Below are 25,383 nucleotides of genomic sequence, written 5' to 3' on the forward strand. Positions count from 1 at the left end.
AACTACAAAAATTTCAAAGTATCACTCTCGAACAGAAATCCGGGCTGATCCGTTTCTCTGTCTTCCTGCTATCTGTGGCAGACATTATTCGGCTCCCCGCCTGACTGAAAGCTGATGACCAATCCAGTACACAGCCCCGCCAATACCTCCTCCAAGAGTATTATATGTCAGATCAGAAACCTGGAACGTCCCAAGCCTCAGGAAAAGCTGCAGAAGTTCAATGGACAGTGAGAATACAAAGGTAATCTTAAGTCCGGTCCACACAATATTCAAGAATGTTGTTTTTTCAATATTTTCTTTCCTGCGGTCCAGAACAGCAGGATCGTGAACGGAATAAACAGCATCAGATTCTCAATACACTCGGTTGTGAGATATCTGGTACCATCCTCTCCATATTTCCAGATCCACCAGTTCGCCATCACATCCGAAAGGGGATTCATCCACATATCCCGGTTCAGCAGCGTACAAAACAAGATCATGGTTGTATAAAAGGTCAGAAAAAACAGCTTCCGAAAAAAAGCATTTCCTCTGAAATACTGCCACCACACGGAAAAAGCTCCCCTGATTCCCCTTCCACCTGTCTCATTATGGTAGGCAAAGAGATAAAAAACAGTACCATCACAGATAGGATCACAGAAAACCAAAATGGCTGGTACAAAGCTGTCAGTACACTTGTAATAATACTTGATATGATGTCTTTCATTATAAGTCCTTTCACATAAACCAGACAGTCGACCATTCTTCTGTCCGGCAGCTCTGTCATTATTCCTACCTATATTACTACACTCTTCCCACAAAAGCCAGAAAAAGATATCTCTCACCGCTCTGTCAATCGACCTGCATATCGTTTTTATATTCCTGAAAATGTGAGGGGCATGCGGATATTCGCAATTGAAGTAAGAGACTTACTTAATTCGGCTAAACTACAATATTTTTTATTTTTAACGAATTTTTGTTATATTTTACCAGCAAAACATGCTATAGTTCATAGTAAGAAAAACATTTCGGAGGTATTTTTAATGAAACGTGATCTGAAAAAAATCGTAAGCCAGATGACACTGGAAGAAAAAGCCGGCATGTGCTCAGGTCTTGATTTCTGGCATCTGAAACATGTGGAACGCTTGGGGATCCCGGAAGTAATGGTCAGCGACGGCCCTCACGGACTTCGTAAGCAGGATGACAAGGGCGATCATCTTGGAATGAATGACAGCATCAAAGCCGTCTGCTTCCCGCCGGCCGCTTTAAGCGCCTGCTCCTTTGACTGCAAGCTGATGGAAGAAATGGGCAAAACCATCGGAAAAGAAGCTCAGGCCAACGATGTATCCATAGTTCTCGGACCGGCCGTAAACATCAAACGTTCTCCTCTCTGTGGAAGAAACTTCGAATATTATTCCGAGGATCCTTATCTTGCAGGTGAGATCGCAGCCGCTTTTATAAACGGAGTACAGTCCCAGCATGTAGGAACCTCTATCAAGCACTTTGCAGCAAACAACCAGGAATATCACCGCATGAGCAATTCTTCCGAGGCTGATGAACGCACTTTACGTGAGATCTATTTCCCTGCATTCGAAACCGCAGTAAAAAAGCTCAGCCATACACCTTCATGTGCTCCTACAACCAGATCAACGGCACTTTCGCATCTGAGAATAAATGGCTTCTCACAGATGTTCTCCGCGGCGACTGGGGCTTCAAGGGCTATGTAATGTCCGACTGGGGTGCAGTCAATGACCGCGTCAAAGGTCTTGAGGCTGGTCTTGAGCTGGAAATGCCTTCCTCCAATGGGGTCAACGATGCCCTCATCGTACAGGCCGTAAAAGACGGTTCCCTCAAGGAAGACATTCTTGACCAGGCTGTCGAACGCATTCTACGCATAATTTTTGAATATGCAGACAACCGGGCACCGCAGGAATTCACCATGGAAAAAGACCATGAAGAAGCACGCCACATTGCCGAAGAATCTATGGTTCTTCTGAAAAACGATGAACAGATCCTCCCTCTGAAAGCATCCGAGAAAGTTGCTTTCATCGGTGGTTTTGCAAAGAAGCCTCGTTTCCAGGGCGGCGGAAGCTCTCATATCAACTGCTTCAAGATCACAAACGCACTGGATTCCGTTCCTTCCGATGCACAGGTTACTTATGCAGAAGGTTTTCCTGCAGACAAAGATCTCTACGATGACACACTTGCAACTGAAGCGATCAAAACTGCTGCCGCCGCTGACAAGGTTGTGATCTTCGCCGGACTTCCGGACAGCTTTGAATCTGAAGGATACGATCGTTCCCACATGAGGCTTCCTGAATGCCAGAACCGTCTCATTGCTGAGATCCTTAAAGTACAGCCGAATACCGTGATCGTCCTCCACAACGGTTCCCCCGTGGAGCTGCCATGGCTCAATGATATAAAAGGCCTTCTGGAAGCATACCTCGGCGGTCAGGCAGGCGGTACCGCTGTCGCAAACATCCTTTACGGAAAAGTAAATCCCAGCGGCAAGCTTGCCGAGACAATGCCGCTCAAGCTCTCCGACAATCCATCTTACCTGAACTTCGGCGGTGGTGAAAAGGTTGAATACCATGAAGGCGTATTCGTAGGCTATCGCTACTACGATACAAAAGAAATGGATGTAGCATATCCGTTTGGCTATGGACTCTCCTACACTACCTTTGCCTGCAGCGACCTGAAGATCTCCAATGAAAATCCTACAGACAAAGACACCATCACCGTTTCGGTTGATGTAACAAACACAGGAAATATGGCAGGAAAAGAAGTCGTACAGCTCTATGTCAAAGACTGTACCAGTTCCGCGATCCGTCCGGAAAAAGAGCTCAAGGGCTTCGAAAAGGTTTTCCTGAATCCAGGCGAAACCAAAACAGTAACCATGGAGCTGGACAAGAGAAGTTTCGCATGGTACAATACGGAGCTTCACGACTGGTTCGCAGCCAGCGGCGAATATAAGCTCCTTGTCGGTACATCTTCCAGAGATATCCATCTTGAAGGCAGGATCCATCTGAACAGCAGCCAGGAGCTTCCGATGCATGTTCATATGAACACCACCCTGGGCGAACTGTTCCGCAACCCGAAAACAAGCGAAACAGCAAAAGAACTGACAGCAAAATATATCTCAGCCATGAACGTTGGTGAAGAGTCCTCTTCTGAAGCCGCTTCCGAAGCTATCACTGAAGAAATGACAGAAGCCATGACCGACTCCATGCCATTACGTGCGCTGGTAAGCTTCGGCGGATATTCCAGAGAAGAACTTACAGAAATTATTGAAAAATTAAATAAACTGGTATAATTTCACAGGACATCCTCCGCCGAACGAATTATACTTACATAAAAAGCTGCATAAAACGGCACAAAAAGCGACATAATTGGACTGCTATGGCAGTTTCAGATCGCTTGACAAGCATTAAAGCGGATGTTATCATTACATATAGTTCAAAATCTTGGATCAAACAACAGAATAATCCGAAAAAATTACTGTCGCTTAATCTAACATTAAGCGGCAGTTTTCACATTCTCTTCATTTTCCTTTCACACAATGCACACATTTTTTTACTATATTATTAACTGTAGATAGCAAATGCTAAACAATCTTTTTCTTTTTCATACTTTTTTGCCGGGAGTCCGCACAACTCCCGGCCTCCTTTTTTATTCTTCAGGTAGTTCGCCTGCATTTTCTATTATTATTAAAGATATAAAAATATGTCTTGTTTTTTCTTATTATATATATTATACTAGTTAAGAACTTATTGTTCCCGTCCATTTTGTTCTTTGATAATTTCATAGACTTCACACTCGAAACATGATACAATATCCGCACAGAGAAATATGCGGTACAATTTTTGTGGGAGGATGCGCATATGCTAGATCAGAAAGATTTGGAATTATTAGCCGGTATGATAAACCCGATCAATGTCCAGCTGGGCAATATAAATAACCGATTAGATGGTATCGATGCCAGACTGGATGCAGTGGATACTCGTCTCGACGGTATCGACACTCGTCTTGATGCTATGGATGTTCGTTTTGACGGTATCGACGCTCGTCTTGATGCTATGGATGTTCGTTTTGATGAAATAGATGCCCGCTTCAACCGGGTAGAAAACAGACTTGAAATGATCGATCTGAAATGTGATACCAACAGAAAACGCCTGGACGACCTTTCACTGGATGTTAAGCTTGCAGAACGGGATATCCGAAAAGATATCAAGAATTTACAGGACACAACAGAAACTCTTGTCGTTGTACTTCAGGGAAGAGGTATTTTACCTGACCCAGGTAACACAATACAGACAGCCTGATCATATCATGTAAAGCGTGTGAAGCCTATGAAAGTATCAAGGGATCACACTCTTTATTATCATCCATACAACCATCTTTCTCCTCAAAAAATGGTTGCATTTACAATTCGTTTATGTTATAGTTATATGCGTTGCGGGGTATGGCGTAGCTTGGTAGCGCGCACGGCTGGGGGCCGTGAGGTCGCAGGTTCAAATCCTGTTGCCCCGATATTTCTAACAAATTCAAGGATTTCCGAGGTCTGATGACTTCGGATTTTTTATTACCTTTATTACCTTACTTTCGAAAGGAAGGTTTTGCATGCAGGATAATCTGTCTCTTTATCATATTTTTTATACGGTAGCACGTACCGGCAGTATCTCCCACAGTTCCCGGGACCTTTATATCAGTCAGCCTGCTATCAGCAAGGCGATCCAGAAGCTGGAGCAGAATCTGGATACCGTTCTTTTTAAACGCAGTTCTCGGGGTGTCACTCTGACCCCGGACGGTGAGCTTCTTTTTGAAAAAGTAAAAGAAGCTCTTTCACTTCTGGATGAAGGAGAAAATTCCATTCGCCATAACCGTTCCCGGGACATTCCAAAGCTGCGTCTGGGTGCCAGTTCTACTCTTACCAGATATGTACTGCTCTCCCACCTGGAAAACTATATTGCACGTTTTCCTCATGTACGTATCACAATTTCCTGCCAGTCTACTTATCAGACGCTGCAGCTTCTGGATGAGGAAAAAATCGATCTGGGACTCATCGGACGGCCGCAGAAGCTTCGGGGATATTATTTTCAGCCTCTTTTGAAAATCCAGGATACCTTTGTCTGTACACAGCAGTATCTGGAAAATCAGAAAAAGCTCTATCCGGATGAACCTCTGATCCAGGCAGCAACTTTCATGATGCTAGATGAGGACAATATTACACGTCAGACCGTAAACACTCAGCTGAAAGAACATCATGTGGAATTAAGCCATATTCTGGAAATAACAACTATGGATCTTCTGATCCAGTTTGCGGAAATTGGTCTTGGGATTGCATGTGTGATCCGTGATTTTGTAAAAAAGAGCTGGAAGAAGGAACTCTGGTGGAAGTACCGGTAGGATTTTCTTTTCCGCTGCGTGAGATCGGGTTTGTATGCAGACAGAAAGATGCTGATTCGGCTTTGATCGCGCCATTTTTTGATGATGAAACAGAGCATCCGGATAAATAAAGGAATGTAAAAAAATTCCCATCTGATCATTGCGACCAGATGGGAATTTTAAATTTCAAAAAAGTTTCCTACCACTGTATTACGTGTGTGACTTTTTTGACTCAAACTTCGCTGCGCTTCGTTCGAGTAGCGCAAAATTTATTGCACCTGCAATAAATTTTGCTTAGTTATTAATAAGCTTATCCTCGCCGTTCCAGCTGTAGAGTTTACGGATCTCCTCGCCGACTTTCTCAGACTGATGCTCAGAAGCTAATTTTCTCATAGCCTTGAAGTGTACCTGTGCACCTGCATCGGACATGTCGAGTAAGAACTCTTTTGCGAATGTACCATCCTGGATATCGGAAAGAACTTTCTTCATTGCTTTCTTTGTATCCTCTGTGATGATCTTCGGTCCTGTGATGTAATCGCCATACTCAGCTGTATTGGAGATAGAATATCTCATTCCTGCGAATCCTGACTGATAGATCAGGTCAACGATCAGTTTCATCTCATGGATACACTCGAAGTATGCGTTTCTTGGGTCATAACCAGCTTCAACAAGTGTCTCGAAACCAGCCTGCATAAGTGCGCAAACACCACCGCAAAGTACAGCCTGCTCACCAAAGAGGTCTGTCTCTGTCTCTGTACGGAATGTTGTCTCAAGAACACCAGCTCTTGCTCCGCCGATTCCAAGTGCATATGCAAGTGCGATATCCTGAGCTTTACCTGTAGCATCCTGCTCTACAGCGATCAGACAAGGAACACCTTTACCAGCCTGATACTCGCTTCTTACTGTGTGTCCAGGTCCTTTCGGAGCGATCATTGTAACATCAACATATGCTGGTGGTTTGATGCATCCGAAATGAATGTTGAAGCCATGAGCGAACATAAGCATGTTGCCTTCCTCAAGGTTCGGCTCGATATCGTTCTTGTAAAGTGCAGCCTGTTTCTCATCGTTGATCAGGATCATGATGATATCTGCTTTCTTAGCTGCTTCAGCAGATGTATATACCTCGAAGCCCTGCTCCTCAGCTTTTTTCCAGGATTTGCTTCCTTTGTAAAGGCCGATGATTACATTACATCCGGACTCTTTAAGGTTCAGTGCATGTGCATGTCCCTGGCTTCCGTATCCAATAATCGCAATTGTCTTACCATCTAATAATCCAAGATTACAGTCTTCCTGGTAAAAAATCTTATTTGCCATTTTACTTTCCTCCTCTGATGTTTACAACATCTTCTTCATAAAAATTATTTATCGTTAAGAGAGTAGCTGCTCTCCTAGCAAACATATGTAAAAAATTTACAGGTAACGGACATCGTCACTGCCTCGTGACAGACCTGTGATTCCCGTTCTTGCAAGCTCAAGGATCTCATAGTCAGCCATCAGCTCCACAAACGCCTTCAGCTTGTTCTGGCTTCCGGTCATCTCCATAATAAGAGAATCCTTACTTACATCCACCACCTTGGCACGGAAGATATCTGCAACAGAAAGAGCTCCCTGTCTCTGTTCCGGCTTCACAGCAACCTTGACGAGCATCAGCTCACGGGCAACGCTGTCGTCCTGTTCAAGGACCTTAACATCCCGTACATCTTCCTGCTTCGCCAGCTGCTTAGTGATCTGCTGGAGCATCTGATCATCTCCCTCACATACAACTGTCATACGGGAATATCTCTGATCTGCAGTCACTCCTGCGGTAATGCTGTCAATATTATATCCACGGCGGCTGAAAAGACCAGCCACACGGCTAAGGACTCCGGAGGTATTATCCACAAGGATGGATAGTATTCTCTTTTCCATAATACACCTGCTTTCAACACTTTTATGTATAGAAAACCGACTTCGTCAGTTAACGCTTTAATCTAATAAACCCTTGCTTTCTTACCATTATAACAACTTCGAAAATTTTGTCAATCAAAATTTCCTGCAAAATTCCTTCAGGATGATAAGAAATGTTTTTATCCTCAGATCAGATATTTTTTCTTAAGCTCCTCGGATGCCTTTGGTGTCAGATAGAGTTTTTTCCGAAGGAATCTTTCAATTCCTCCGTTTTCTTTTTCGATGACATCAAAAACTGTATTGATATAAGACTCCTTCACCTGATAGAAGGCTTTCAGATCTGCAAGCTTCCGGCTGTTTTCCGGCCGGTCTGCCCGGTAAAGCCTGCACATATATTTCAGTTCATCTTCCAGACATGAATTCGACCGCATATAATCCCTTCGTATCGTTTCCTTAGGTACACCCAAAGCAAAGAGCAAAAGTGCTGTTCCGACTCCTGTCCGGTCTTCTCCTGTGGCACTGTGAAAAACAACAGCTCCATTCTTTACATGAAGCAGGACATCTAGAAAACGTGCATACTGCTTCAGAGAATACTCATCCGTAACGAAATTCCGGTACCAGTCCTGCATATACCGGTCTACATCACCATAGCAGGACATCACATGTTCAAAAAAGCTGTTTCCGCTGCTGTCCTCATCCCGGATTGGAATGTGATAATACTCCACTCCTGCCATGATATCATCCGGTTTTTTCTTTACTTCTGCAGCTGACCGGAAATCAATCACTGTTTTTACATTATATTCTTCTGAAAGGATCCGGTTGTCTGCAGCAGAAGCATGATAGATTTCTCCGCTGCGCAAAAGCTTTCTGGGAAGAATATGCGAACCGTCTACTGTCATCAATGCACCCAGATCTCTTGTATTCGGAAGATTCTGAAGCGGAAGCCTGCTTCCTTTTGGAAAACCAACCGCAAGATCCGGATTCAATACTTTAAGAAGCTGAAGGCAATCCTGTACCTCCTGCTCTGTCATATCAAATTTATAACGCTTCTGACGTCTGGTTATGATCACCAGATAATTGATGATCAGCTGCTTTTCACCGGTTTTATCGGTTCCCTCACGGCGCATGTACGCCCAGAGAATATCTTTACACGGAAGACTGTTGAGCATCATATGTCTGGTAAACACAAAAAAGCCATCTTCGATCCGTATTTTTCCGTATCTCATTTTCTTTCCTTTCTCCTTCTCAACCCCTGTGCTGCTTTCTTCGCAACACTTTTTATCATACCAGAAATCTCCAGTCCCGTATACCTCGTTTGACAATTTTCGTGGTTTGGATATAATAAACAGAGAAATTTTACCACAGGGAGGCTTTCTTTTATGGACAATCTTATTTTCTGTCTGAATGTTACCGTGCCCATCTTTCTTACACTGCTCCTGGGATATTTTTTCCGGAGGATCGGACTGTTTGATGAAACATTTGTCAATCGTATGAACAAATTTGTATTTGTCATCCCCCTGCCTGTGCTTCTGTTTCAGGACATCGCTAAAATCGATATCTATGAGGCCTGGGATCCCAAGATGGTTCTTTTCTGTTTTGCGATCACATCGCTCAGTATTATGATCTCCGTGCTCCTGTCCCGTTTTCTCCACCCTTCCGATATCCAGGGCGAATTTATCCAGGCATCCTACCGCAGCAGCGCAGCGATCCTTGGTATCGCCATTATCCAGAACCTTTACGGAAATGCAGGTATGGCACCACTGATGATCATTGCCAGCGTCCCTCTTTACAATGTAATGGCTGTTGTAGTTCTCTCTGTCTTTAAACCAGGTCAGGGAAAAATAGATGGTACCGTTCTGAAGCGCACTTTAAAGGGAATTGTCACCAATCCCATCATTCTCGGCATTGCAGCCGGTACACTCTGGTCCCTTCTTCGTCTTCCATTTCCGAAGATTCTGGACTCTACGGCAGGCAATCTTGCAAAAACCGCCACTCCTCTTGGCCTCATGGCTATGGGCGGATCTCTGCACTTCGGAAAAGCCTTTTCCCGGCTGAAAGCAACTGTTGCCTGTACATTTATGAAACTTGTCGGTTATGAAGCACTTTTTCTTCCTCTTGCCATCCGTTGCGGTTTTACAAAGGACAAGCTGGTTTCCATCATTATCATGCTAGGGTCTGCCAGCACCGTTACCTGCTTTGTCATGGCAAAAAACATGGGACATGAGGGCTCTTTTTCTTCGGGAGTCGTGCTTCTTACCACATTATTCAGTGCCTTTACCCTGACACTCTGGCTGTTTATCTGCAAAGGTCTGGGACTGATCTGATATTGCAGCTTCTGCATATTATCTACCCGGAAAAATCTATAACATAAAATGCTGTAAGAACTATGATTTCTGGTTCTTACAGCATTTTTTTATAAAAGCATATTCACATAAAGCTATCATTTCTGATGTGGATGTTTCTGTTCTTACAATCTCATAGCCTACAAAACAAACGAAGCATTCTCTCAGATCAGCTTCAGATATTTCAAGCCATCCCGAATGCCGTAGTGGAACATATCAGACGTAACATAATCTGCCAGTTCTTTGATCTTCGGAGAAGCATTTCCCATGGCAACCTTTGTTGCAGCGTATTCAAACATGGCAAGATCATTGTTGCTGTCTCCAAAAACAACGGTATTCTCCCACGGAATATCAAACAGGCGGATCACAGCTGCGATCCCAACAGCCTTGTTAAAGCCCTTTGGCACCAGTTCAATGGTATTTCCCACAAACGAACTGCTGCCTTCATGGCGGATGATATCATAGTATTCTGATAAAATGGATAACGCTGCCTCCGCATCACATCCCTCCGTCATTTTTGCACTGATCTTATTGATCCGCATACAATCCTCATTTCCACGGATAGGCCTCCATTTATCGCCCAGGGATTCTGTGATCAGACTGGCATACCAGTTCACTTCATCGGTATACTCCTCTTTGTCATAATACATAAAATCCGCGCCTTCCATTACCGGGATCAGTCCGTATTTTCTGAGAACCTCCACAGAAAGCTTTGCAACCTCCGGCGTCATCTCTTTATTAAAAAGTCTCTTCCCGTCCTTCTCAATGGTGGATCCGCAGGCACTGATCATTCCCGTAAAAGGGATCTGCTCCAGATACCAGGATACAAACGCACGACTTCTTCCTGTGCAGAGCCACGCTTCATGTCCGTTATCTACCAGCGCACGGATGGCTTCTATGGCACTGTCCGGCACTCCTTTTTTCATATCACAGACTGTTCCGTCCGCATCAAAAAATACTGCTTTTCTGCTCATTTTCCTGTCCTCCGATATCACCTGTAAAATACCTTTGCCGCACGGATCAGGCTTTCCGTATCTTTCACTCCAGCTGTTTCATAAGCGGAATGCATCGCCAGCTGCGGCAAACCGATATCGACCGTATTTATGGCTGCCTGGGTATTGGAAATATTTCCCAGAGTGGAACCACCGGCAATATCAGAACGGTTCACAAATGTCTGATATGGCACATCTGCCTCTCTGCAGAGTTCCTTAAAGATTGCTGTGGAAATCCCATCGGTACAATATTTCTGATTGGCATTATATTTGATCACAATTCCACCATTCATCACCGGACGGTTTACAGGATCTGCCTTGTCTGTATAATTCGGATGTAATGCATGTGCATTGTCCGCAGAAATCATAAAGCTCTCCGCAAGGGCCATCAGATAACTTTCCTGATCTCCGCCAAGGGCCAGATTGATACGAAACAGTACATCTTTAAGAAATGTGGATGCAGCTCCCTGCCTGGTAGTGCTTCCCACTTCTTCATTATCCAGTACACAGTGGACTGCAATGCCCTTCTTCTTATCTGCCTGAAGAAAGCCTTCCATTGAAGCGAAAGCACACTGAAGATCATCTAATCTTGGACTGGAAACAAATTCATTCCTGGATCCCCAGATCGTTCCGGGCATCCGGTTATAGAGAAACAGATCATGGCCCAGGATATCCTCCGGACGGATCTCTGCCTCTTCTGCCAGCATCCGCATGAAGTTTCCTTTTTCGCCACTGCCACTGTACAATGGAAGCATATCCTTCTGGACATTATAATGATAGCCTCCGTTAATATCTCGGTTCATATGGATCGCAAGGCTCGGGATCATGACCAGATCTCTATCAATATCTACAAGCTTTTCCAGAATTTTTCCGTTTTTGTGGACGATCATGCGACCTGCCACAGAAAGGGGACGGTCAAACCAGGTAGAAAGGATCATTCCTCCGTACCGCTCCACATTCAGCTTCACATAAGCTCCGTTTACAGACATCTCCGGATTTTCTTTTATTTTAAAAGACGGGGAGTCACTGTGACTTGCAATGATATGATATCTCCTGCAGTCATTGACAGGAATGGAAAATCCGATGATCGCGGAATGATTTCTCATGACAAAATATTTTCCGCCCTTTTCCAGCTCCCAGCGCTCCTCTTCCTTCAATTCTGTAAAGCCTTCCTCCAAAAAACGTCTTCTTGTTTCCTCTGCCGCCTGAAAGGCTGTAGGACTTTTACTGATAAATTCCAGCAGTTTTTCTGTTGTTTCTTCGTACATAATCTTCTCCTCTGTCGGCCCGGTAATATCCAGGCTGTTATGCTATTACCCATTATACGGCAAAACTTTTTTCAGGGCAATATCTCAGATTTCTGCACTCTTTCGTACCCACATATGCTGCACAAGCTTATCCCCAAGCTTATTTGCGAGCATAGTATAAATTGAACTAAATACATTGGCTCCAATACGGAGCAGCACTGCTGCCGGCATTCCAAACAGTCCTGATGCAATGGACAGTGCTCCAAATGTATTAAATGCAGTCTGCCACGCATAACCTGCGGAATATCCCACACCGATTCCTCCGATCATTCCAATATAGGGATACATAGATTCCGGAAGTATCAGATAAAGCACTGCAAACAGAATACAGCCAACGATGTTGAACATAGCTCTTTTTCCGGCTCTTCCCCTGCAATCCGCGGTAAACGGCAGACACACGGACATACAGGCAATTCCGGCCCACATTGCTCTTGGGAGTCCCAGAAGAGACATGATCAGCATAGCGCTGGAAACGATCAGCGTCAGTCTTAAATACCACCTGCCTCTTGCGGAATGCAGATCAAATTCCCGGAACAGGTCCAGAAACGTCCTGCGATACGGGCGGTTTTTCTGATTCTTATAAAAAACTACCATGCAGAGAACCATTCCGGCCAAAAGCCCCTCTACACGAAGCAGATACGCCTTTCCGGTTACGTCATATCCCATCAGAAGCAGATATCCGAGAACAAATGTGGAATGGTTATACATAATTACATTATGGCATCCCAGGATCATCAGTAACAGGATGCTTATCGCATTAACAAAAAATGCCGGTACCGGTGAAACCATATTGGATAATCTCGGTCCTGCGATCAGAATACAGAAAATCCCGGCAATGGACAACAATCCGTGGGACGTCCGGATTCCGAAATCCGCCTGTCTTAAAACCAGCACTGCCAGTAGTACGGTTACTCCTACAACACTGTTGTCATTGCCGGTTATCTTACTGTACAATGTCACAACCGCCACACAAAATGCCATGACAAGATACACTTTAAAATTATAGATCAGAATATGCCTTCTTTTCTCCTTTTTGTCTGTGGTATTTCTGATCAGCTGTTTTGATCCGGTTGAGCTTAACTGCAGTTCCTGATAAAATGTCATTTTCATCACTCCTTTTGTAAAGCAGACATTCTCATTTCGCTTTTTTCACATGCTCATAAACGCAATCTCTTTACAATTTACGTTCAAAGATACAAACAGCCATTATACTTGGTTTATTCTAAAACGTCAAATATTTTTTCTGAAATCATGTTCACGCATTACACCTCAGCCCCGATCAGATCACTCCGAAAATGGCCAAGAACATTTTTATTATTTTTATATTTACTGCAGCTCCGCTATCCTGGTCACTGCTACATAAATGTCCTGTATCTTATACCAGGTTGGATAATCCACCACTCCGGATGCAGGAAGCCCGAATATATTCTGGAATTTTTTTACAGATGCAGCGGTAGCCGGACCATAAATACCATCCACAGTCACTGACGGGATGGCAGGATAGGCTTTTGCTATGGCATTAAGCTGTTCCTGGATCTGCTGTACCTTTTCTCCGGTAACACCGATAGTCAGGTCATATCCCGGCCAGGATGCGGGAATCCCGGAAACTGCTTCCGCCACATTGATATACATATCGTTTCCATAGAAGCTCCGCAGGATCTCAATGGCGGAATATCCCTGATCTCCCAGAGCTTTGCTTCCCCACTGGGTCATCCATCCCCGATTCCTGCACTGCACCTGGCGTCCGTCACAGTACTGGGTCAGGATCGGCTGACGTACATCCGGTCTGGAAAGGTAGTTTTCAAAAAGTTCATCCACGATCCGGTCGATACTCTCAAAAATATTCCTGCCATGGATCCATTTGTGGTCGTATGCTGTGGAGGATGTAATGGTGAAATCATAACCCTTATTTCGGTACCACTCTGTATAAACTCTGTTCAGAGTAAACGACATGATTGCCAGAACATTGGCACGTATCGTGTCCTCCGGCCAAGTTGCGTAGATCTCACTGCTGGCCACGTTTTTGATATAATCCTTATATCTTACATAATGATCCTGTGCAGAGGTATCCCCTATTGGCCCGTCGTGGACTACGATATACTCCGGGATCACCACTTTATTTAATACGATCTCGCCGGTTTCATTTATCGGCTTGATCTCTGCTTCCGGATTTTTTGGAGGATATTCCCCAAAAAGCGTATGGGGTCCGATGACGATCCGCTGATAGTCCTCTCCACTACCCTGCTGTCTGCTAAGGGATGCTCCCTGCCTGGCAATGGAATGGGGAAGAACTTCTGTCCCGGCAACTTCTTTTGGTGTAAAACCCTCTGCACTGATCCGAACTGTATATTCTGCATAAGGCTGCTGCTCCACCGGTTTCATGCTGTATTCCAGTGGAGGAGCTGCCAGCTCCAGCATGGGCGTTTTTCCGGAGGAATCCGTACGGATTTCTTCGATCACATTATCCGGGACTCCTGTGTACGAGATCCGCACTGTAGCATTTTCCACAGGACGGTTACTGGCACTGTCCAGCACCGTCACCTGCAGCTGTCCCTGATCCGGCATATCCTGCTGCATGGAAATATAAGAATGATTTTTCATAAACAGAGGCTCCTTTTTGTGCCTGAAAGCACACTGGTTCTCTGCTAGTATATGTACAGAATCTCAAAATGCCATATCTCCTACTGTGCTTCTTCCCAGTAATCTTCCGCATCCTGGATATCATCAAACTCATCTGCATGATCATAATAAAAATCTTCCGGATCATCATAATCCTGCACATCGTACATATCTTTTCTGTCATTATTCCTGCTGGTATTTCCACGGTAAGTTTTTTTCCCGGATGTTGTGGATGAAACAAATTCCACTACACTGCTGACCCGTCCGTTTCTGCAGACTGCCATGAATTTTTTTGCTCCATTGCTGTTATACCACATATATCTGTACTGAATGTCCTGTGTCCTTTTTCCCGGTGTGTCCCGCCAGTAATGTTCTGTTCTTTTCTCTTTTGCCCTTCCCAGAAGCGTAATGTTTATGTATTTTTCTTTCATTCCCTTATATGGCTCATCCTTCTTTCTCATTCTTTCTTCCTCTTCTTTTTCTTTCTGTGCCATATATTTTTTGTATTGTTCTTCTGTATCTTTCTGGGCCTTCCTCATTTCTTCTATATATTTGCTACTGTACTCATCTCCCTTTGGAACATACCATATAAGCTTATGCAACTCCTCAATTCCTTCTCCATTCTGAACAGCATCGCAAAACTTTGCATATTGGATAATATATTTTACATCCTCATAATATCCCGGAAGTTTTTCCAGCAACTCTATCGCCTCATCATATTTGCCTGCATCCATGCATTCTTCCGCTTTTTCATAACATTCCCTGTTCTGTTTTTCCTTAAATTCCTCATTTTTAATCTGGATTGCCTCTTCTGCCTTTGTAGCCAGAAAAGGAACTGCTATAACAACTGCTATCAATGCCACCAGTATTAAAATATCCTTTTTCAAATTTATATATCCCCCTTTACTCTGATGCCTTTATTATATAATAAATATCTGCACAAAAAAAGTGCTGTATCATCTCCTCACAGATCATACAGCACTTGCTAGTTATTGTTCACTCCGTTCTCAGTAACACTTGATATTTACCTTCTTCCGCCAGATATCAGAATATCTTCAGAATATCATTATACATAACGATAACCATCAACGCCATCAAAAGCATCAGCCCTGCAAAATGGATCATGCCTTCTACCTGACGGTTTACCGGTTTTCTCCGGATCGCTTCTGCCACCAGAAATACCAGCCTTCCTCCATCCAGCGCAGGAAGAGGAAGAAGGTTCATCACTCCCAGGTTTGCAGAAAGAAGAACTGCCATATTCAACAAATTCATCCAGATCATCAGCGTTCCCTCACTCTTGGACTGTTCGTAAGTGTCGCCAATGGCATCCGCAATACCCACAGGACCACTTAAGTCTTTCATTCCAAGGTGACCGGTCACAAGCTCTTTCAGGCTTAAGATCGTAGTACGGATCATGTATTTCACTTCCACAGCACCATATTTCAGAACATTAAAGCCGGAAGTCTTTTCACTGTATGTGTTATATCCGAAACCGGAAACCGGTGTTCTGTATTCCCTTGGTGTTATCTCTGCCTCATATTCCAGTCCGTTACGCTCATAGGTGATCGTCACAGGTTCCTTGGATAACGGATGCTCCTCGATGTATTTTTCATATGCATTTCCGTCCGGAACCTCCACACCGTTGATCTTCGTGATCACATCGCCGGCTTCCAGACCTGCCTCTTCCAGTGGCATTCCCTTGATCAGTGATTCCACTGTCATGGAATTTACATCGGAACGGTTAAAGCCAAGAAGATACCGCACATTTACATCTGGTTTATAGGAAATCTCCTGTTCCTTTCCATCACGTTTTACTTTCAGCCGGATGGTATCTCCCTCTTTCAGTTCGTTGAGATACGAATATACATAAAGATCTTTCCCCAGATCAATATGATAGCCCTGATATTCCGTGATCACATCACCCTTTTTCAATCCTGCCTTTTCCGCAGCAGAATTTTGGGTTACTTCTAATACGGTTGCCGGATCATAGCCCATACAGCCTACAATGATCACAGACAAAACAAATGCCAGCAGAAAATTAAATATCGGACCTGCAGCAACCACTGCGATCCTGCCCCACACAGGAGCCGAATTAAAGGTTCCCGGACTGTCATCTTCCGCATCCTCTCCGGCCATGGCGCAGGAACCTCCAAGAGGAAACAGTTTCACGGAATAACGTGTGCCGCCCTTTACCGTACTTATGATCCTGGGTCCCATACCAAGAGAAAATTCCAATACCTCGATATGGTTCTTTTTTGCCAGAAGAAAATGTCCCAGCTCATGGATCAGTATCACAACACTGAAAATAATTACAGCAATCACAAATTTCAATTTACCACCTGCTTTCGATCCACTGATAAGTATCCTGCTCTACAGAAAGGATCTCATCCAGATCCGGATGTGCGATTTTTTTATGTCTTTCCATAGACTGTGCAATAATCTCATAAATATCCAGAAAGCCGATCTTTTCCTCCAGGAATTTCTTTACTGCAAGCTCATTGGCTGCATTAAAGACAGTCGGCATACTTCCGCCCTCCCGGGATGCCTGGATCGCCATAGGAAGTCCCCGGAATGTCTCCATATCCGGAACCTCAAATGTGATCTCATGAAGCTTCGTAAAATCAAGGCGGTCTCCGTCCAGATATCGTCTGTGCGGATAGTACAGAGCGTACTGGATCGGAAGTCTCATATCCGGAGTTCCAAGCTGTGCCATGATCGCACCATCCTTAAACTCCACCATGGAATGGATGATACTCTGCGGCTGCACCACCACCTGAATATGATCCAGATCCATGTCAAACAGCCATTTGGCTTCCATAACTTCCAGACCTTTGTTTACCAGGGTTGCGGAATCTACGGTGATCTTTCGTCCCATTACCCAGTTTGGATGCTTCAGAGTATCTGCAACAGTGACCCTTCGCAGCTCTTCTGTGGTACGTCCGCGGAAGGGACCACCGGATGCCGTGATCAGAAGCTTGTGGATCTCTTTGTTTTCTTCTCCGTGGATAGCCTGGAAAATAGCGCTGTGTTCACTGTCTACCGGAAGGATAGATACGCCATATTTCTTTGCCATGGGCATGATCAGATGACCGGCTGTGACAAGGGTTTCCTTATTTGCCAGGGCAATGTCCTTTCCGGCACGGATTCCCTCCATAGTAGGACGGATCCCGATCATTCCCACGATCGCAGTGACAAGAATTTCTGATTCCGGCATGGACGCAAGCTCCAGAAGTCCCTCCATTCCGCTGACTACCTTTGTATCCGTGTCCGCAATACGCGTTTTCAGATCCCGGGCTGCTTCTTCATCCCAGACTGCTGCCAGAAGCGGATGAAACTCACGGATCTGCTCTTCCAGCTTCTCCACACTTTTGCCTGCACTGACTGCAACAACCCGAAGGTCTTCGTTTTTTCTTGCCACATCCAGTGTCTGGGTCCCGATGGAGCCGGTAGAACCTAAGATTGCAATATTCTTCATTTCTAATGTCTCCTAAATTCCAAGAATCATTTTTGCAAGATAGTAAATAACAGGGGCTGTGATGATCACACTGTCAAAACGGTCCAGGATTCCTCCATGGCCCGGGATCAGCTTTCCATAGTCCTTGATGTTCTGGTTTCTTTTGATCGCAGATGCAGCCAGATCACCCACCATGGAGATCAGAGCTCCAACTGCGCAGATCAAGGCATACTCAGCCATTTTTCCCTGTGTTGCCGCTGCATAGATCACTCCAAGAAGCGCCGCTCCCGCAACGCCTCCTACAGCTCCCTCGATGGATTTCTTCGGGCTTAAAACCGGCGCCATTTTATGCTTTCCGATAAGCATTCCCACACAGTAAGCACAGGTGTCACATCCCCAGGAGCACAGGAATATCAGCCATACCAGGAATTTTCCGTCCGGAAGGCTTCTGGTAAGATAGATAAAGGAAAGCATCACAGCAACATATACAACTCCAAAAAATGCTGCCATCACCTGTTCTGCATGGTATTTCGGATAACCGAATACATAAACAAACAGGATCAGGATCATACTGATGATGATCGCCATTGTTCCATAATTTCCAAAATCAGCTTTCATGGCAATATAATAAAGCACTGCTCCAAGATATCCTACAAGTTCCAGCACGGTAACATGCTCATCGCTTACCTTCATTACCTTGTAAAGCTCTCTCATTCCGATCAGTGAAACAGCCAGAAGTGTAAAAAATAAGATCCAGCTTCCGGAAATGATAGTTGCCAGGGCAATAATGACAAGGACGATACCACTTATCAGTCTTGTCTTAAACATGATCTACTCCTCCTTGACGCCACCGTAGCGTCTGTCTCTCTGATTGTATTTCTCGATGGCTTTGATCAGCTCTTCTTTATTGAAATCCGGCCATGCAACCGGTGTAAAATAAAACTCGGAATAGGCAAGCTGCCAAAGCAGGAAATTGGAAAGTCGCTGCTCACCGCTTGTGCGGATCAAAAGATCCGGATCCGGTACACCTGCAGTATCCAGATAGCTCTCAATCGTATCTTCTGTAATACCATCCGGCTCAACTTTTCCGTCTTTTACATCCTGTGCCATCTTCTGCATTCCACGGCGGATCTCATCACGGCTTCCGTAATTTAATGCCAGCTGAAAATAAATACCGTCAAAATCTTTGGAATATTCCTCCAGTTCCCGGACACTCTGCTGGATATCCGGTGCAAAGGCAGTAACATCTCCGATGACTTTCATCTTCATATTATTTTTCTTGGAAATCTTGATACATTTCTTAAGATAACCGCGGAACAGTTTCATCAGTGCTTCCACTTCTTCTCTGGATCGTTTCCAGTTTTCTGTGGAAAAAGCGTAAACCGTAAGATATTTCACCCCAAGGTCTTTGATATCATAACAAATGTTTTCAAGATTGGCGCATCCCTTTACATGTCCATAGGTTCTCGGCATTCCTCGTTCCTTTGCCCAACGTCCGTTTCCGTCCAGAATGATCGCGATATGATTTGGTACGTTCATAAATCTCCTCCATACAGAAAGAGAGCTTCTTCAAAGAAGCCCTCTCTATCCTCGTATTTCTTACAATTATACAGTCAGAATCTCTTTAGACTTGTTCTCGATCGCCTTGTCAACTTCCTTGATGTACTTATCTGTAAGTTTCTGGATCTGATCCTCAAGCTCTTTGATCTCATCCTCAGAAACATCCTGTTTTGCAAGTTTCTTAAATGCATCGTTGGCATCACGACGGATATTTCTTACTGCAACCTTGGCACCCTCGCCTTTTTTCTTAACGTCCTTCACCAGCTCTTTACGACGCTCCTCGGTAAGCTCCGGGAAAACAAGACGGATCATTTTTCCATCGTTGCTCGGGTTTAATCCCAGATCAGAGCAAAGGATTGCTTTCTCGATCGCTTTGATCATGCTGGATTCCCACGGCTGGATCTGGATCATACGTGCCTCCGGTACAGAAATGTTTGCAACCTGCTGGAGCGGAGTCGGTGCTCCATAATAATCTACGGTAAGTTTATCAAGAATATGCGGGTTTGCACGGCCGGCTCTGATGGTTGTCAGCTCACTCTCCAAAGCATTCAGTGTTTTTCCCATTTTTGTTTCGTATACCTGAATTCTCTCATCCATTTCACATATCTCCCTGTATGGTTTTTTATTATTCCCTTTTGATCACACGGTTACCTTTGTTCCGGAGAACTTGCCATGTACGGTATTGACGATGCTGTCCTTTTCATCAAGACCGAATACCAGCATCGGCATCTTCTGCTCCATACACATGATGGAAGCGGTAAGATCCATAGCTGCCAGCTTCTTTGCAACTACTTCATCGATGGAAATCTCATCATACTTCTTGGCATCCAGATTTACCTTCGGATCACTGTCATAGATTCCGTCAACAGCCTTGGCAAGAAGAATGGCATCTGCGCCGATCTCAACAGCACGAAGTACAGTAGCTGTATCTGTAGAGAAATACGGATGGCCGGTACCACCTGCAAAGAATACAACCTTTCCTTCTGCGAAGCTCTCTTCTACAGCATCCTTGGAATAAAGTGTGGTAAATGCACCACATACAAACGGGGTAAACACCTCTGTCTTAAGTCCCACATATCTGCAGATGTCAGACACATAGATACAGTTCATGATAGTAGCAAGCATACCGATCTGATCCGCCTTGCTTCTGTCCATGGCTCCGCTGGTACGTCCTCTCCAGAAGTTTCCACCTCCGATCACGATACCAACCTGAAGTCCTTCATCCACGATCGTCTTGATCTGTTTGGCAACCTCTGTAACAGTTGCTTCATCAAAGCCTCTCTTCTGCTCTCCTGCAAGAGCCTCTCCGCTTAATTTCAGTAACACTCTTTTCATATGTTTATTCTCCTTTACCATACGCCGGATACAACTTCATTGCCGTCATTGTCAAAAGTTGTGGATACCGTAAACGTATCATAATAATAATAACCTGTCTTACCGGACTCCGGCTCGTCCTCATAATCACTGCCATTTGGGCTGCCGCATGCATTCTCAAGCTCAGACATGGACCGACCGATATATCTTGCTGCTACAGATGCCGGATCATCCTCGCCGGATGGTGCTTCCGTAGGATCCGCATCGGAAGAATCAGAGGAAGCTGGTGCAGATGTTGGATCCGGTGTGGATGTGGAGTCCGAACTGCCGGACGAACTGCTGTCTGTACTGTCTCCATTATCATCAGAACTCTCCGGAGTCGGAGTCACAGCCGTACTGTCTGAAGAATCTGTACTGTCACTGTCACTTTCACTGTCATCCTCAATGCCAAGCCTTGCCTTTACATCCTTCAGGGTAGACACCTCCTTGGTGCTTCCGCTCGCCAGATATGTAGCATATGGGATTCCGTCTTCACCCTCACCATCCATACAAAGACTCAGCTGTGAGATCGTCAGAAGCGGCAGCTGGCGGAAGAAACATTCATTCTGCTCTTCGTCAGAAAATGTGATCCTTACATCAAAGCTTGTTGCTGTATCTCCGTTATCGTCCTTCTGGCTCTTCTCCATATAATAAACAGCCTTGTCGTTGGAAGCCAGTGTGAATTTACCATTTACAAGATCACTTCCCCAGGTCTCATCACTGTCATCGCCATCATCTCTGGTCGGACGGACATAAATTGCAGAAATCGTGGAGTTCATCTTGTTGGTAAATACAATACTGGTAGTGGTCTCACTCTTGGTTCCCATTACGTTCTTGATATTTGCTGTTTCATCCGCAGAGGTCTGCATCTCCACCACATCCGTTTTCGCAGCTTCCGTTACCGTCGGGGTTGCCGTTGCCTCCACCTTCTGCTCCGGTGCCACAGAGTTCTTCTTTCCGCAACCGGCTGCAAGCATGCTCGCTGCAAGAATTCCGGCAAGAATCAAATAACGTTTTTTCATTATATCTCCTCCATATAAAATGGTCCTATTCGCTGTCAGGTTTTCCTTTTCTATTATTACAGAGTATCTCTTTCTTGTCAACCTGACCGTTCTGAATTTCACAGAATCTTTAGAGTTACTGTTCACTGATAATATTCCGCGAGGTGTTTTTTGTAAGCGAAGGTCACAGAAAACCCGAGACATTTGGAACAGCTGAGGTCAGAACCCGTTTTCCCTTCGCTGTCTGCGCATATCACGGCGCATTTTCGCAGCTTCATTCCGGGCTTTTTCCGCTTCTGTGGTAATGATCAGTTCCGGCACCTGAATCGGTTTCTGGTCTTCATCTACAGCCACCATCACAAAAAATGCCCGGTTTACAGTATGACGCATGCCATCCGGCTGTTCCACATACGTATCGATCTCGACCTCCATGGAAGTTCTTCCCACATAAGTCACATATCCCTTAAGTACTACGATCTCTCCCTCATAGATTGCATGCTTGAACTGAAGATTGTCCACTGCCGCAGTTACCACCCGATATGTCTCCGCATGACGCATAGCTACCACTCCGGCAACCTCATCCAGCCACTGCATCAGCGCTCCGCCAAAAAGTCTTCCGCCTCCGTTCAGATGCTGCTGCATGATCAGATGAACCTGCTCCGTCATCGATGCTTCTACCGTTTTTTACGTCTATCCTGTACCTCTGTCATTTCTCATTCCCCGCATTTTATCATACTTTTACTTTTTCAGTTGAAACCAGCCGATCAATAAAGATTTTTTACTTTAAAGTCTCGCTCCGCTTCTCTTCTCTGATCCTTCTTTGCAATATCCTGGCGCTTGTCATAAAGCTTTTTACCACGTGCCATGCCAATCTCTATTTTTACCAGGCTGTCCTTGAAATAAACCTTCAGTGGTACCAAAGTCAATCCTTTTTCCTTTAATTTAGCTTCGATCTTATTGATCTCGTAGCGATGCAGCAAAAGCTTACGCACACGAAGAGGATCTTTGTTAAAAATGTTTCCTTTCTCATAAGGAGTGATATGCATTCCATATACATAAACTTCTCCGTTTTCCACACGGACAAAGGCCTCCTTGATGCTGCATTTACCGGAACGTAAGGATTTCACCTCGGTTCCTGCAAGTGCGATCCCGGCCTCATAAGTATCCTCGATAAAATAATCATGAAAAGCCTTTTTATTATTTGCGATCAGTTTTATTCCTGTTTTTTTGCCATTTCGCGCTCCCTCAGTCTTCCTCAGCCAGGACAAAATCCACGGTTTTCAGCATTTTATCCGCATCTGCCACACGGACACGGACCTTCTGCCCAAGACGGAAGATCCTTCCTGTCATGTCGCCCCGCAGTTCATATGCATCCTGGTCAAATACATAATAGTCATCTCGTAATGTATTGATATGGATCAGTCCTTCCACGGTATTCGGAAGCTCCACATAAAGTCCCCATCCTGTAACGCCGGAGATGATTCCCTCATACTCCTCTCCGAGATGATAGGACATATACTCTGCTTTCTTCAGCTTATCGGATTCTCTTTCCGCTTCATCTGCACGCCGTTCGCACACACTGGACTGGCGTGCTACTTCATCCAGGATCTCCTTGTAATGCTCGGTACGTCCTTCCCTTACCAGTCTGCCTCTCAGACGGTCATGGATGATCCTGTGGATCTGAAGATCCGGATATCTTCGGATCGGAGAAGTAAAGTGGCAGTAATACTTCGCTGCAAGTCCGAAATGTCCGCTGCATTCCGTAGTATATTTTGCCTGTTTCATGGTACGCAAGGTCAGTCGGCTGATCTGTGCCTCATTGGGCATTCCCTCAATACTTTCCAGGATCTCCTGGATCTCACCAGGCGTGATCTCCTGTCCGGATTTCTGTATGTTGACTCCTTCATTATGAAGAAGCATCAGAAGACTTTCAATCTTTTCCGGATCCGGATTTTCATGCGTTCTGTATACAAAGGGATAATCTCCGGTACAGTATTCCTGTGCCACGGTTTCATTGGCAAGAAGCATAAAATCTTCAATGATCCTGGTTGCCACATTGGCCTCATAGGGCTGCACATCAATAGCTCTTCCTGCCGCATTCAGGATGATCTTACTCTCCGGAAAATCAAAATCAATGGAACCTCTTGTATGACGGCGGCTGCGCAGGATCCCGGAAAGCTCTTTCATCAGGAAAAACATGGGGATCAGAGCTTCATAGCGTTTCTTCGCCACCTCGTCGGTATCCTCCAGAATATTTTTCACATCTGTGTAACACATACGCTCATCTACACGAATCACGGTTTCTGCAATCTTATGGGAAATCACCTTTCCTTTTTCATTAACATCCATCAGACAGCTTAAGGTCAGACGGTCCTGTCCCTGGTTCAGAGAACAGATACCGTTGGAAAGCCGCTCCGGGAGCATGGGAATGACACGGTCTGCAAGATAGACGGAGGTTCCGCGCTTCAGTGCCTCTCTGTCAAGGGCACTGCCGCCCTGAACATAGTTGCTCACGTCTGCGATGTGCACACCCAGATGGTAGATTCCATCCTCCTTTGTCAGGGAAATGGCATCATCCAGATCCTTTGCATCCTCACCGTCAATGGTAACTGTAACAAGATTTCTGAGATCCAGTCTTCCATCCAGATCCGCTTCCTGTACATGATCCGGCACACGGTCAGCCTGACGAAGTACTTTGTCAGGAAATACACTTGGTATGTTAAAGCTCTTCACAATAGCAAGGATATCTGTTCCAGGTGAACGTAAGTTTCCCAGCACCTCTGTGATCTTTCCTTCCGGCTTCCGGTTTCTGGAGCCGTAATCTGTGATCTCTGCAACTACCTTGTCTCCGTCCTTTGCTCCCATGGAGTTTTTTCTGGAAATAAAGATATCTTTGGAAAATTTGGGGTTATCACTGATCACAAAGCCATAATCACGGCTGCTCTGGTATGTTCCCACGATCGAAGGCATTCCCCTTTCCAGAACCTTCAGCACAACGCCTTCCTGACGTTTTCCCTCTTTATGTCCGTTCCGTACAAGAATCTGCACCTTATCCTGATGCATGGCGCTTCCCGTGTCATTTTCCGGAATAAAAATATCCTGTTCCTGATCCTCCACCTCCACAAAGCCAAAGCCCTTGTAATGGCCAATAAAAGTCCCCTCCATGAGGGTTCCGTCCTTCTCGGAGAAACGATATTCCTCATGATTCTTCTCTCTGCGTTCTCTTCCTTTACGGCCACGCTCCGGCTTTTCTGCCTTCAGAGCTTCTTTATTCTTTCGTCTGTCTCTGCGCTTGCTGGAAACCTTGCTGTATCTTCCTTTATTATCTACTTCAGCCTTGCCCTGGGCGCAAAGCTCGTCCAGCACGTCAAAAAGCTCTTTTTTCTCACTCTTATCCAGCTGAAGAAGAGATGCGATCTCACGCAGGCGCATGGGCTTATACAGCGGATCTCCCAGAAGCTCCATTGTAAACTTTTTTCTTTTTTCAAAATTTTTCGATCTTTTCAC

General features: G+C 45.0%; 26 protein-coding genes and 1 tRNA gene. 7 read left to right on the forward strand and 20 right to left on the reverse strand.

Translation table 11 applies throughout. The features are described from left to right. Positions 1–84 precede the first annotated feature (84 nt). Both CK1_RS13595 and CK1_RS13600 read right to left on the reverse strand, forming a co-directional pair. Positions 85–264, reverse strand: coding sequence for a VanZ family protein (locus CK1_RS13595; protein ID WP_306289106.1), 180 nt, complete (start codon positions 262–264; stop codon positions 85–87). 5 nt (positions 265–269) lie between these two features. Next, complete coding sequence (locus CK1_RS13600; RefSeq protein WP_306288932.1) at positions 270–548, reverse strand: hypothetical protein; 279 nt, start codon at positions 546–548, stop codon at positions 270–272. Positions 549–1,019: 471 nt separating this feature from the next. Between CK1_RS13600 and CK1_RS18925 the strand changes: the two genes are divergently transcribed. The 6 genes from CK1_RS18925 to CK1_RS13625 all read left to right on the forward strand — a co-directional run bounded on the left by CK1_RS18925 (position 1,020) and on the right by CK1_RS13625 (position 5,492). Continuing rightward, the gene (locus CK1_RS18925) at positions 1,020–1,703 is read left to right on the forward strand and encodes a glycoside hydrolase family 3 protein (protein ID WP_015526769.1); all 684 of its coding nucleotides are present in this window, start codon (positions 1,020–1,022) and stop codon (positions 1,701–1,703) included. Further along, the gene (locus CK1_RS13605) at positions 1,604–3,289 is read left to right on the forward strand and encodes a glycoside hydrolase family 3 C-terminal domain-containing protein (protein ID WP_502685110.1); all 1,686 of its coding nucleotides are present in this window, start codon (positions 1,604–1,606) and stop codon (positions 3,287–3,289) included. The genes CK1_RS18925 and CK1_RS13605 overlap by 100 nt, the downstream gene beginning before the upstream one ends. Positions 3,290–3,857: 568 nt before the next feature. Continuing rightward, the gene (locus tag CK1_RS13610) at positions 3,858–4,298 is read left to right on the forward strand and encodes a hypothetical protein (protein WP_015526771.1); all 441 of its coding nucleotides are present in this window, start codon (positions 3,858–3,860) and stop codon (positions 4,296–4,298) included. A 134-nt stretch (positions 4,299–4,432) separates the two neighbouring features. Beyond that, positions 4,433–4,506, forward strand: a tRNA-Pro gene (locus CK1_RS13615). Positions 4,507–4,596: 90 nt separating this feature from the next. After that, positions 4,597–5,382, forward strand: coding sequence for a LysR family transcriptional regulator (locus CK1_RS13620; RefSeq protein ID WP_015526772.1), 786 nt, complete (start codon positions 4,597–4,599; stop codon positions 5,380–5,382). Continuing rightward, complete coding sequence (locus tag CK1_RS13625) at positions 5,367–5,492, forward strand: hypothetical protein (protein ID WP_306288933.1); 126 nt, start codon at positions 5,367–5,369, stop codon at positions 5,490–5,492. Before CK1_RS13620 ends, CK1_RS13625 begins: the two co-directional genes overlap by 16 nt. Before the next feature lie 163 nt (positions 5,493–5,655). Here the strand turns inward: CK1_RS13625 and ilvC are convergent, their stop codons facing one another. The 3 genes from ilvC to CK1_RS13640 form a co-directional block, all read right to left on the reverse strand. Beyond that, positions 5,656–6,675 (reverse strand): ketol-acid reductoisomerase, encoded by a 1,020-nt coding sequence (gene ilvC / locus CK1_RS13630; RefSeq protein ID WP_015526773.1) that lies wholly within the window; start codon positions 6,673–6,675, stop codon positions 5,656–5,658. A gap of 96 nt (positions 6,676–6,771) precedes the next feature. Next, a complete protein-coding gene (gene ilvN / locus CK1_RS13635; protein ID WP_015526774.1) occupies positions 6,772–7,269 on the reverse strand; it encodes an acetolactate synthase small subunit in 498 nt (165 codons plus the stop codon). A gap of 164 nt (positions 7,270–7,433) precedes the next feature. Beyond that, positions 7,434–8,474 (reverse strand): tyrosine-protein phosphatase, encoded by a 1,041-nt coding sequence (locus CK1_RS13640; RefSeq protein ID WP_015526775.1) that lies wholly within the window; start codon positions 8,472–8,474, stop codon positions 7,434–7,436. 153 nt (positions 8,475–8,627) lie between these two features. Between CK1_RS13640 and CK1_RS13645 the strand changes: the two genes are divergently transcribed. Then, positions 8,628–9,572, forward strand: coding sequence for an AEC family transporter (locus CK1_RS13645; protein ID WP_015526777.1), 945 nt, complete (start codon positions 8,628–8,630; stop codon positions 9,570–9,572). A gap of 182 nt (positions 9,573–9,754) precedes the next feature. Here CK1_RS13645 and CK1_RS13650 read toward each other — a convergent pair whose 3' ends face one another. The 15 genes from CK1_RS13650 to rnr all read right to left on the reverse strand — a co-directional run bounded on the left by CK1_RS13650 (position 9,755) and on the right by rnr (position 25,383). Continuing rightward, entirely contained in the window at positions 9,755–10,564 is an 810-nt protein-coding gene (locus CK1_RS13650; RefSeq protein WP_015526778.1) for a Cof-type HAD-IIB family hydrolase, read from the reverse strand. A 17-nt stretch (positions 10,565–10,581) separates the two neighbouring features. Continuing rightward, positions 10,582–11,850, reverse strand: coding sequence for a M18 family aminopeptidase (locus CK1_RS13655; RefSeq protein WP_015526779.1), 1,269 nt, complete (start codon positions 11,848–11,850; stop codon positions 10,582–10,584). 84 nt (positions 11,851–11,934) lie between these two features. Continuing rightward, entirely contained in the window at positions 11,935–12,993 is a 1,059-nt protein-coding gene (locus CK1_RS13660; protein WP_015526780.1) for an FUSC family protein, read from the reverse strand. A gap of 222 nt (positions 12,994–13,215) precedes the next feature. Continuing rightward, positions 13,216–14,490 (reverse strand): peptidoglycan-binding protein, encoded by a 1,275-nt coding sequence (locus CK1_RS13665; RefSeq protein ID WP_015526781.1) that lies wholly within the window; start codon positions 14,488–14,490, stop codon positions 13,216–13,218. Between the two features lie 80 nt (positions 14,491–14,570). Beyond that, positions 14,571–15,395: an outer membrane protein assembly factor BamD gene (locus tag CK1_RS13670; RefSeq protein WP_288999906.1), complete on the reverse strand. Its 825-nt coding sequence runs from the start codon at positions 15,393–15,395 to the stop codon at positions 14,571–14,573. Positions 15,396–15,552: 157 nt separating this feature from the next. After that, positions 15,553–16,830 (reverse strand): RIP metalloprotease RseP, encoded by a 1,278-nt coding sequence (rseP, locus tag CK1_RS13675; protein ID WP_286188484.1) that lies wholly within the window; start codon positions 16,828–16,830, stop codon positions 15,553–15,555. 10 nt (positions 16,831–16,840) lie between these two features. Next, positions 16,841–17,983, reverse strand: a complete 1,143-nt coding sequence (dxr, locus tag CK1_RS13680; protein ID WP_015526782.1) for a 1-deoxy-D-xylulose-5-phosphate reductoisomerase — start codon at positions 17,981–17,983, stop codon at positions 16,841–16,843. A 12-nt stretch (positions 17,984–17,995) separates the two neighbouring features. Then, positions 17,996–18,790, reverse strand: coding sequence for a phosphatidate cytidylyltransferase (locus CK1_RS13685; RefSeq protein WP_015526783.1), 795 nt, complete (start codon positions 18,788–18,790; stop codon positions 17,996–17,998). Positions 18,791–18,793: 3 nt separating this feature from the next. Further along, entirely contained in the window at positions 18,794–19,501 is a 708-nt protein-coding gene (uppS, locus tag CK1_RS13690; RefSeq protein WP_015526784.1) for an undecaprenyl pyrophosphate synthase, read from the reverse strand. Positions 19,502–19,567: 66 nt separating this feature from the next. Further along, complete coding sequence (gene frr / locus CK1_RS13695; protein ID WP_015526785.1) at positions 19,568–20,119, reverse strand: ribosome recycling factor; 552 nt, start codon at positions 20,117–20,119, stop codon at positions 19,568–19,570. Between the two features lie 42 nt (positions 20,120–20,161). Beyond that, the gene (pyrH, locus tag CK1_RS13700) at positions 20,162–20,857 is read right to left on the reverse strand and encodes a UMP kinase (RefSeq protein WP_015526786.1); all 696 of its coding nucleotides are present in this window, start codon (positions 20,855–20,857) and stop codon (positions 20,162–20,164) included. 14 nt (positions 20,858–20,871) lie between these two features. Continuing rightward, the gene (locus CK1_RS13705; RefSeq protein WP_015526787.1) at positions 20,872–21,897 is read right to left on the reverse strand and encodes a hypothetical protein; all 1,026 of its coding nucleotides are present in this window, start codon (positions 21,895–21,897) and stop codon (positions 20,872–20,874) included. Between the two features lie 198 nt (positions 21,898–22,095). Continuing rightward, complete coding sequence (locus tag CK1_RS13710; protein ID WP_015526788.1) at positions 22,096–22,542, reverse strand: acyl-CoA thioesterase; 447 nt, start codon at positions 22,540–22,542, stop codon at positions 22,096–22,098. Positions 22,543–22,640: 98 nt separating this feature from the next. After that, positions 22,641–23,144, reverse strand: a complete 504-nt coding sequence (gene smpB / locus CK1_RS13715) for an SsrA-binding protein SmpB (protein WP_353611173.1) — start codon at positions 23,142–23,144, stop codon at positions 22,641–22,643. Further along, complete coding sequence (gene rnr, locus CK1_RS13720) at positions 23,122–25,383, reverse strand: ribonuclease R (protein WP_288999910.1); 2,262 nt, start codon at positions 25,381–25,383, stop codon at positions 23,122–23,124. Before rnr ends, smpB begins: the two co-directional genes overlap by 23 nt.

Source organism: Ruminococcus sp. SR1/5, from assembly GCF_000209835.1.
GTDB lineage: Bacteria > Bacillota > Clostridia > Lachnospirales > Lachnospiraceae > Blautia_A > Blautia_A fusiformis.

What these genes read in the sequence shown, in the direction of transcription:
- CK1_RS13645 (WP_015526777.1), top strand. Translation starts at nt 8,628, where the DNA reads ATGGACAATCTTATTTTCTGTCTGAATGTTACCGTGCCCATCTTTCTT.
- dxr (WP_015526782.1), bottom strand. Translation starts at nt 17,983, where the DNA reads ATGAAGAATATTGCAATCTTAGGTTCTACCGGCTCCATCGGGACCCAG.
- CK1_RS18925 (WP_015526769.1), top strand. Translation starts at nt 1,020, where the DNA reads ATGAAACGTGATCTGAAAAAAATCGTAAGCCAGATGACACTGGAAGAA.
- CK1_RS13640 (WP_015526775.1), bottom strand. Translation starts at nt 8,474, where the DNA reads ATGAGATACGGAAAAATACGGATCGAAGATGGCTTTTTTGTGTTTACC.
- pyrH (WP_015526786.1), bottom strand. Translation starts at nt 20,857, where the DNA reads ATGAAAAGAGTGTTACTGAAATTAAGCGGAGAGGCTCTTGCAGGAGAG.
- ilvC (WP_015526773.1), bottom strand. Translation starts at nt 6,675, where the DNA reads ATGGCAAATAAGATTTTTTACCAGGAAGACTGTAATCTTGGATTATTA.
- CK1_RS13665 (WP_015526781.1), bottom strand. Translation starts at nt 14,490, where the DNA reads ATGAAAAATCATTCTTATATTTCCATGCAGCAGGATATGCCGGATCAG.
- CK1_RS13620 (WP_015526772.1), top strand. Translation starts at nt 4,597, where the DNA reads ATGCAGGATAATCTGTCTCTTTATCATATTTTTTATACGGTAGCACGT.
- CK1_RS13710 (WP_015526788.1), bottom strand. Translation starts at nt 22,542, where the DNA reads ATGACGGAGCAGGTTCATCTGATCATGCAGCAGCATCTGAACGGAGGC.
- CK1_RS13655 (WP_015526779.1), bottom strand. Translation starts at nt 11,850, where the DNA reads ATGTACGAAGAAACAACAGAAAAACTGCTGGAATTTATCAGTAAAAGT.
- CK1_RS13660 (WP_015526780.1), bottom strand. Translation starts at nt 12,993, where the DNA reads ATGACATTTTATCAGGAACTGCAGTTAAGCTCAACCGGATCAAAACAG.
- CK1_RS13705 (WP_015526787.1), bottom strand. Translation starts at nt 21,897, where the DNA reads ATGAAAAAACGTTATTTGATTCTTGCCGGAATTCTTGCAGCGAGCATG.
- CK1_RS13610 (WP_015526771.1), top strand. Translation starts at nt 3,858, where the DNA reads ATGCTAGATCAGAAAGATTTGGAATTATTAGCCGGTATGATAAACCCG.
- frr (WP_015526785.1), bottom strand. Translation starts at nt 20,119, where the DNA reads ATGGATGAGAGAATTCAGGTATACGAAACAAAAATGGGAAAAACACTG.
- CK1_RS13685 (WP_015526783.1), bottom strand. Translation starts at nt 18,790, where the DNA reads ATGTTTAAGACAAGACTGATAAGTGGTATCGTCCTTGTCATTATTGCC.
- CK1_RS13605 (WP_502685110.1), top strand. Translation starts at nt 1,604, where the DNA reads ATGTGCTCCTACAACCAGATCAACGGCACTTTCGCATCTGAGAATAAA.
- CK1_RS13650 (WP_015526778.1), bottom strand. Translation starts at nt 10,564, where the DNA reads ATGAGCAGAAAAGCAGTATTTTTTGATGCGGACGGAACAGTCTGTGAT.
- ilvN (WP_015526774.1), bottom strand. Translation starts at nt 7,269, where the DNA reads ATGGAAAAGAGAATACTATCCATCCTTGTGGATAATACCTCCGGAGTC.
- uppS (WP_015526784.1), bottom strand. Translation starts at nt 19,501, where the DNA reads ATGAACGTACCAAATCATATCGCGATCATTCTGGACGGAAACGGACGT.